The 5,984-nt window shown below is 55.2% G+C and carries 5 protein-coding genes and 3 pseudogenes; 3 read left to right on the forward strand and 5 right to left on the reverse strand.

Annotated features, from left to right (window positions below):
• Both IF809_RS37760 and IF809_RS37765 read left to right on the forward strand, forming a co-directional pair.
• Positions 1-599, forward strand: a 599-nt coding sequence (locus IF809_RS37760) for an IS5 family transposase (RefSeq protein ID WP_462840018.1), incomplete at its 5' end; no start/stop codon positions are given.
• Between the two features lie 57 nt (positions 600-656).
• Positions 657-1,183: pseudogene (locus IF809_RS37765) on the forward strand (transposase); the annotation flags it as partial.
• A gap of 36 nt (positions 1,184-1,219) precedes the next feature.
• Here the strand turns inward: IF809_RS37765 and IF809_RS37770 are convergent.
• Both IF809_RS37770 and tnpC read right to left on the reverse strand, forming a co-directional pair.
• Positions 1,220-1,822 (reverse strand): plasmid pRiA4b ORF-3 family protein, encoded by a 603-nt coding sequence (locus tag IF809_RS37770; RefSeq protein ID WP_441258694.1) that lies wholly within the window; start codon positions 1,820-1,822, stop codon positions 1,220-1,222.
• Positions 1,819-2,859 (reverse strand): annotated as a pseudogene (gene tnpC / locus IF809_RS37775) (IS66 family transposase); the annotation flags it as partial. The gene IF809_RS37770 and the pseudogene tnpC, both read right to left, overlap by 4 nt.
• On the opposite strand from tnpC, the pseudogene IF809_RS37780 reads away from it, so the two are divergent.
• Positions 2,839-3,162, forward strand: a pseudogene (locus IF809_RS37780) (integrase core domain-containing protein); the annotation flags it as partial. The pseudogenes tnpC and IF809_RS37780 sit on opposite strands and share 21 nt — an antisense overlap.
• Positions 3,163-3,320: 158 nt before the next feature.
• Here the strand turns inward: IF809_RS37780 and IF809_RS37785 are convergent.
• The 3 genes from IF809_RS37785 to IF809_RS37795 form a co-directional block, all read right to left on the reverse strand.
• The gene (locus tag IF809_RS37785; RefSeq protein WP_441258693.1) at positions 3,321-4,124 is read right to left on the reverse strand and encodes a polysaccharide deacetylase family protein; all 804 of its coding nucleotides are present in this window, start codon (positions 4,122-4,124) and stop codon (positions 3,321-3,323) included.
• A 256-nt stretch (positions 4,125-4,380) separates the two neighbouring features.
• Positions 4,381-5,664, reverse strand: a complete 1,284-nt coding sequence (locus IF809_RS37790; RefSeq protein ID WP_441258692.1) for a hypothetical protein — start codon at positions 5,662-5,664, stop codon at positions 4,381-4,383.
• Positions 5,665-5,704: 40 nt separating this feature from the next.
• Positions 5,705-5,984, reverse strand: a 280-nt coding sequence (locus IF809_RS37795; RefSeq protein ID WP_462840019.1) for a carbamoyltransferase C-terminal domain-containing protein, incomplete at its 5' end; no start/stop codon positions are given.

Consider the following 5,984-nt stretch of genomic DNA (forward strand, 5'->3'; position numbering starts at 1 on the left):
ACTATAAGACCGTACACCGTCGCTTTCAGAACTGGTGTCGCAATGAAGTGTTGCGGCGCGTTCTGACCGATATAGCCAACGAACTTCGTGAGAAAGGCTTGCTCGACGAAGAGGAGTGTTTCATCGACGCGACCTTTGCGATGGCCAAAGGCGGCGGTGCAGAGATCGGCCCAACGAGGCGCGGAAAAGGCTTAAAAATCATGGCGATTGTGGATCGCCACGGTTTGCCGCTTTCAGTGAGCACGCATGCCGCGAACCATCACGAAGTGCGCTTGGTACAGCTCTGCTTCGACTTCTACATGATCGAGGCCAAGCCAGAGAACCTGATCGGCGACCGCGCCTATGACAGCGATTCGCTCGACGATGAACTGCGCTCACAAGGCATCGAGATGATCGCGCCACATCGTTCAAACCGAGTGAGGTCGCTCACCCAGGACGGCCGCAGGCTCCGTCGTTATACTCGGCGTTGGCTGGTCGAACGCTTCTTCGCCTGGATACAGTGGCGGCGGCGCCTGCTGGTCCGCTGGGAGTTCTATCCGCAAAACTTCCTCGGCTTCGTCCAGCTCGCTTGCCTGCTGATCCTGTTTCGACAATTTTGAGATAGGTTCTAGAGTTCTCGCTGCGTAAATCCCCTCGGCTGGGAGGAGCGACGGACCATGAAGGCCTCGAAATTTTCAGACGCCCAGAAGGCGTTCATCCTGAAACAGGGCAACGACGGGGTTGCGGTGGCGGAGATCTGCCGCAAGGCCGGGATCAGCCAGGCAACCTACTTCAATTGGAAGAAGAAGTATGACGGGCTGCTGCCGACCGAGATGCGTCGGCTGAAGCAGCTCGAGGAGGAGAACGGCAAGCTGAAGAAGCTGGTGGCGGACCTGTCGCTCGACAAGGAGATGCTGCAGGACGTGATCCGCCGAAAGCTATGAAGCCTGGTCGGAAGCGCATGCTGGTCGACGCGGTCCGCAGCGAATGGCAGGTCTCGATCCGCAGGGCCTGCGACGCTCTCGAATTGGACCGCTCGACCTACCACTACAAGTCCCGTCGCTCCGGACAGGCTGCCCTCGAACAGAAGATCAAGGAGATCTGCCATGTTCGCATCCGCTACGGTTATCGTCGTGTTCACGTCCTGCTGCGTCGTGAAGGCTGGCGCCATGGCCAGAACAAGACGCGGCGGATCTATCGTAAGCGTAGCTCTGAGGCCCATTTGATTGGCGCTTGACGTCTATTTTGAGCGCGTCGTGCGCCGGCGCGGCTTCCAACTGTCGGACAAGGCATTAACAGCGGCCTCAAGCGCCTTCCGGTCGATGACGTTGGGATCTAACTGCTCCGGGCCCCAGAGGCGCATATGTTCGTGCTCCGGGTGGGTGGGGTCACCGATGGCATTGAGGTATTCGGCATAGCCTAGCGCACCGCCGACGTCTTCCGGAGGACAACGGCCGGCGGCCTCGAGCAAGAACGGAAGTCCCTCCGTTGTCGTGTTGTCGAACCACTTTTCAAGCTTGATCACGTGATCCCAGCTGTCGCCAAAGTCGTAGAGATAATGGATTGTCTTCGCGCCGGTCTCCTGAACGATATTAGAGAGCCGCGTCTTGCGGGCATCGATGGGCTGAGGGCCAAAATCTCCATCGGGATCAGGGATACCCCAACGTCCTTCGCCGGCCAGGAACTCGAAGAGATGGCTGTTCGTCCAGCCAAACGCCGTCTGAAGCGTCAGATGCAGCCGATCAAGGCGCAGCGTGAGCGGCACGACAAGGCATCGCATCACTTCCGGTTTCACATCCTTGAGGGTCACCTTGATCCGGACCGCGGTCTTGTTCAGGCTCATGCCGCCAGCCTCGGGTCGTGTGCATGCATCGTGTAGATCGACGCCCAAGGGAGCAGTTCGTCCAGTCGCGCCGCAGGCCAACCATTGACGAGCTTGGCGAGAACATCAGCGAGCCAGTGCTCGGCACTGACGCCATTGAGCTTACAGGTCTCGATTAACGAAGCCAGAACTGCCCAATTCTCGGCGCCCTCGTCGCAACCGGCAAAAAGAGAGTTCTTGGCGTTGAGCTTAATCGGCCGCATCGCACGCTCGACAGCATTCGTGTCCATCTCGATGCGCCCATCATCAAGGTAGAGCGTCAGGCCGTCCCAATGACGCAGCGCGTAACGCAAGGCCTTCGCCGTGTCGCTCTTCTGTGCAAGGTGATCAAGCTTGGCCTCAAACCACTGCTTCAAGGCTGTAGCCAAAGGTCGCGCATGCACCTGCCTGCCAGCACGGCGCTCGGCATCCGATCGGCCGCGGAGCGCTTTTTCGACCGCGTAAAGCTGGGCGATGCGCTCAAGAGCCTCGCGGGCAACCGGAGCTGGCGCGGGAGCCGCCTCGCGCTCGATCTTCACAAACTGGCGCCTCAGATGCGCCCAGCAGAAGGCGAGCGTTCCGGACAAGGCGTCCGCACGCGTCTCTCGGGTCATGGTCTTGTAGGCCTGATAGCCGTCGCAGTGGATGATGCCGCGATAGCCCTCAAGCAACCGCAAGCCATGAACGGCCCCACGGCCCGGTGCATAGGCGTAAACCACGCCAGGTGGGTCAGGTCCGGCCCACGGCCTGTCATCGCGTGACAGCGCCCAGAAGTAGCCGGTTTTAGTCCTGCCACGTCCCGGATCCAACACCGGTGCGGGGGTCTCATCGACACAGAGCTTCGAAGAGGCGAGCAGAAGCTGGCGCAGACGATGCCACAAGGGCTTCAATTCCTGAGCGGCATAGCCGACCCAGAAGGCGAGCGTGGAACGGTCGATGGCGATACCGTGCGTCGCCAGCATCTGCGCCTGACGGTAAAGCGGCAAATGCCAATGATACTTGGCGTCGATCAAGGCAGCGAGTTCGTGTCGCGTGATCTGGATCTGTGGGCCTAGCAGCGCGGTGTCACGCTGGACTTCTCGCGGCCCGGCAAACCGACCGACAACGCGTTCATCGAGGCCTTCAACGGCCGCTTCCGGGCCGAATGCCTCAACGCTCACTGGTTCCTGTCCCTTGCGGACGCCCAGCAAAAAGTGGAGACTTGGCGCAGATACTACAACGAAGAACGGCCCCATGGCGCGATCGGCAACAGACCGCCGATTTTGCTGCAAAACCACGTCGGTGGTCCAGCCCGCCAACGTGACCAAGACGCAAAACTCTAGTCCTGGATGGTCCAAACTTCGGCCTCGCAGCAAAAACCCCGAGAGTCTAACTGCTACCGGATGAAAGTTCAGTGGCAGGTCAGTAGGCCTTTGTTTGTCGTTGGAACAACTGAAACAGGTAAGTCGCCCGGGGAGAAGACAAAAACTTCTCAAAGGCTTTATGCGTTTGCTTCCTCAAGATAGCGGCGAAATGGACCTTGATCGTGGATAAGATAATTCGTGTCCATAGAGGGTAGACGGTAACGATTGGAGTTGCACGTGATATATCGGCCCACCTTTGGGGGACCACCGTCAGCTTCATCAGCACCTGCAATGCCCATCACATCGGCCGTGCGCGCTGGTTTGCCGTCAATACTACATTGGCCGTTGATTATCCACAGCCGACCAAAGCGATAACGTCTCCTGACCTCCCGTTCCGCTTGGGTACTGAAGCTTGTCCCAGTGTACGCGAAGTCCCGCGGACTTAACCCGAGCCTCCGTTCGATGGTTTCGTTATTTTGGTCCAACTCCTCGACAATCTTGGCTCCGGTCGGATCTTGTACACTCAAATCCGATAGGTTTGGATGATTCACAGTATGAGCCCCGATGCGCCACCCTGCCTCAAGCAGATCGCCAACTTCGTCCCATGTCATGAATCGACGCTCCTCTATCTTCCGGACTGGCCCCCTAACCTGGGCCTCAATTCCAGCGGTATTGACGAACAACGTTGGCCGAAAGCCATATCGCTGCATGATGTCGTTGACTTCATATCGCATCGTGATCGTCGGATGGTCAAAGTCGATCATCAATGGTCGACGAGGCAAGCTGCCTGTTCCCTTGAGCCACTTTTCAAGCTCATCGTAGCCTATCGTCTCACAGCCGAGCTCTCGTGCAATCCTGTAGAGCGCGTCGAACTCGACCGCTGAAAGTGATCGAAATCCATTTTCTGTTGAGCGCGGCACACTGTCGATACCGTGGCTCATGAGAATTGGAATTCTCTGCGAACTAGAGCCTTCTGCAGAAAGGGTGCATTCAAAAGCATCGGACGCAAGAAAGCCGGATGTCATTAGCGCACCAGCGAATGTAGTCCGTAGAAAGCACCGTCGGTTCACGGTCATCTGACTGCCTCACGATGTCGCAAATTTAAAGCGCCCCCGACGATGGCGGGAAACACCGCTGACGGAGATGCCGGTGAAGATTGTCACAGTTTGAAGAAGTCTTACCGCGACCGGTGTGGATTCACTTCGCGGGAGCATATATTGCCAATATGTCGGCTGTAATTTTGCGAGATATCCACTCATTTCCGTCCTCGCCATAATGCCCGCGGTCCACGTAAATTGGTCTGGCAACATCGGAAAAGGTAGTACGTAAGTCGCGAATCACGTTTCGCCCCAAGCTCTCATATTCCCTCTTGACCAACTTTCTGCTCATCAGAGAGTAAAGATCGTTATATCCTGGAAGCCGCTTCTCGTATTTTAAAAGCTGATCCTCTTCATATTTTGTCCTTTGTGTTTTCTGGGACAACTCGGGCTCAAGGTAAAATAGCGCCTTAAAGGATAAGCTCGTTGAAATAGCCTCCATAAACCGAACATTCCCTAGATAGACATCCAGAGCTCCGTCGGACAGCACGTCCAATTGTTTCAAGCACCCTACTGGCTGTCTTTTGCCAGCGAACAATCTTATCAGCGCCAAATTTTCTAGCTTTATACTCATACGCGCTTTTGCCTCTTTTTCAGAAGATATTCTTTCGAGGTTTGAGCTGCCAATCGGAACGCCCGGTTTTCCTTCCCGACATGCGGACCAAGCGTCAACCAGTCCGCCGTAAAAGACCGCCAAATCGGGAACATTCCGCGTTCTTAATTCGAGAACGAAGCGAATCAAACTTTGAGTAGTTACATCCCCAATGACTGCAAAATTTGTAACTTTAGCGTTGATTCCATTTTCGACCAACTTTTTGGCGACAAGAGAGGGAATGGTGAATTCGTCCCTAGATCCCGCCCCCCACAAAGTGGATCCACCAAAAAAGAATATTTTTAGCGTGGCCCTCCCATCCTCGTTGATTGCCTCGGAATTCCACGTTCTTCTAATGCCTTCGTTTACATTAATAAATTTGCCAGCATAGTCTGACCCTCGTGATTGCGTATATGAAGCCCACGGCAACGGCCAGGGCGCAGCCTCATTGAGTTCTTCAAAGTACCGTTCCGCTAAGTTGGCATTTGCATATACGCCAGAATTGGCTTTAGATTTAGCGGTCCTTTGCATTTCATTTCTGTCCTCTCGCTCGTAGTAAGAGGTCAGCAATACTTCCAGAATCGTCATTAGAAGAAGAACAACACCAAGAGTTACCCATGTTCCCTTTAGCAGGGCGACTAAGCGAATAACCCTGTTCCTCGCTGCGGTTCTTCTCAGTAGCGCATCATTTGCTGCCATACGTGCATTCCGAAGGTTGCGTTTTTGGTTTTTATATCCATGTAGAAAAGCTTTCTCGAAATGCGCGCTGCGTGCGAGATGGATAAAAATCACGATGCCTGCGAGGCGCACACAGTTTTGGACGCCTCACTTTCTAATCGGGTTCATAGGAACTACGATAGTCCTTCACCAGCGCTCTGCTCTGTTCTTCCTTGCGTAAGAGCGAATTGCCGACGGCCAGCAGCTCAATCTCCGTTCCCATGAAGCAGCGGAACGCATCCTCTGGAGTGCAGACGATCGGTTCACCTCGCACGTTGAACGAGGTATTCACGAGAACGGGACACCCGGTTAGCTCCTTGAATTTCGATATCAATCTATGAAACCGCGGATTAGTCGTGTGATGCACAGTCTGCACGCTGTCTCTTATACACATC

It is taken from the genome of Bradyrhizobium sp. UFLA06-24 (assembly GCF_054967145.1).

Coding starts and splice junctions, on each gene's coding strand:
- IF809_RS37770 (WP_441258694.1), bottom strand. CDS start 1,822: ATGAGCCTGAACAAGACCGCGGTCCGGATCAAGGTGACCCTCAAGGAT.
- IF809_RS37785 (WP_441258693.1), bottom strand. CDS start 4,124: ATGAGCCACGGTATCGACAGTGTGCCGCGCTCAACAGAAAATGGATTT.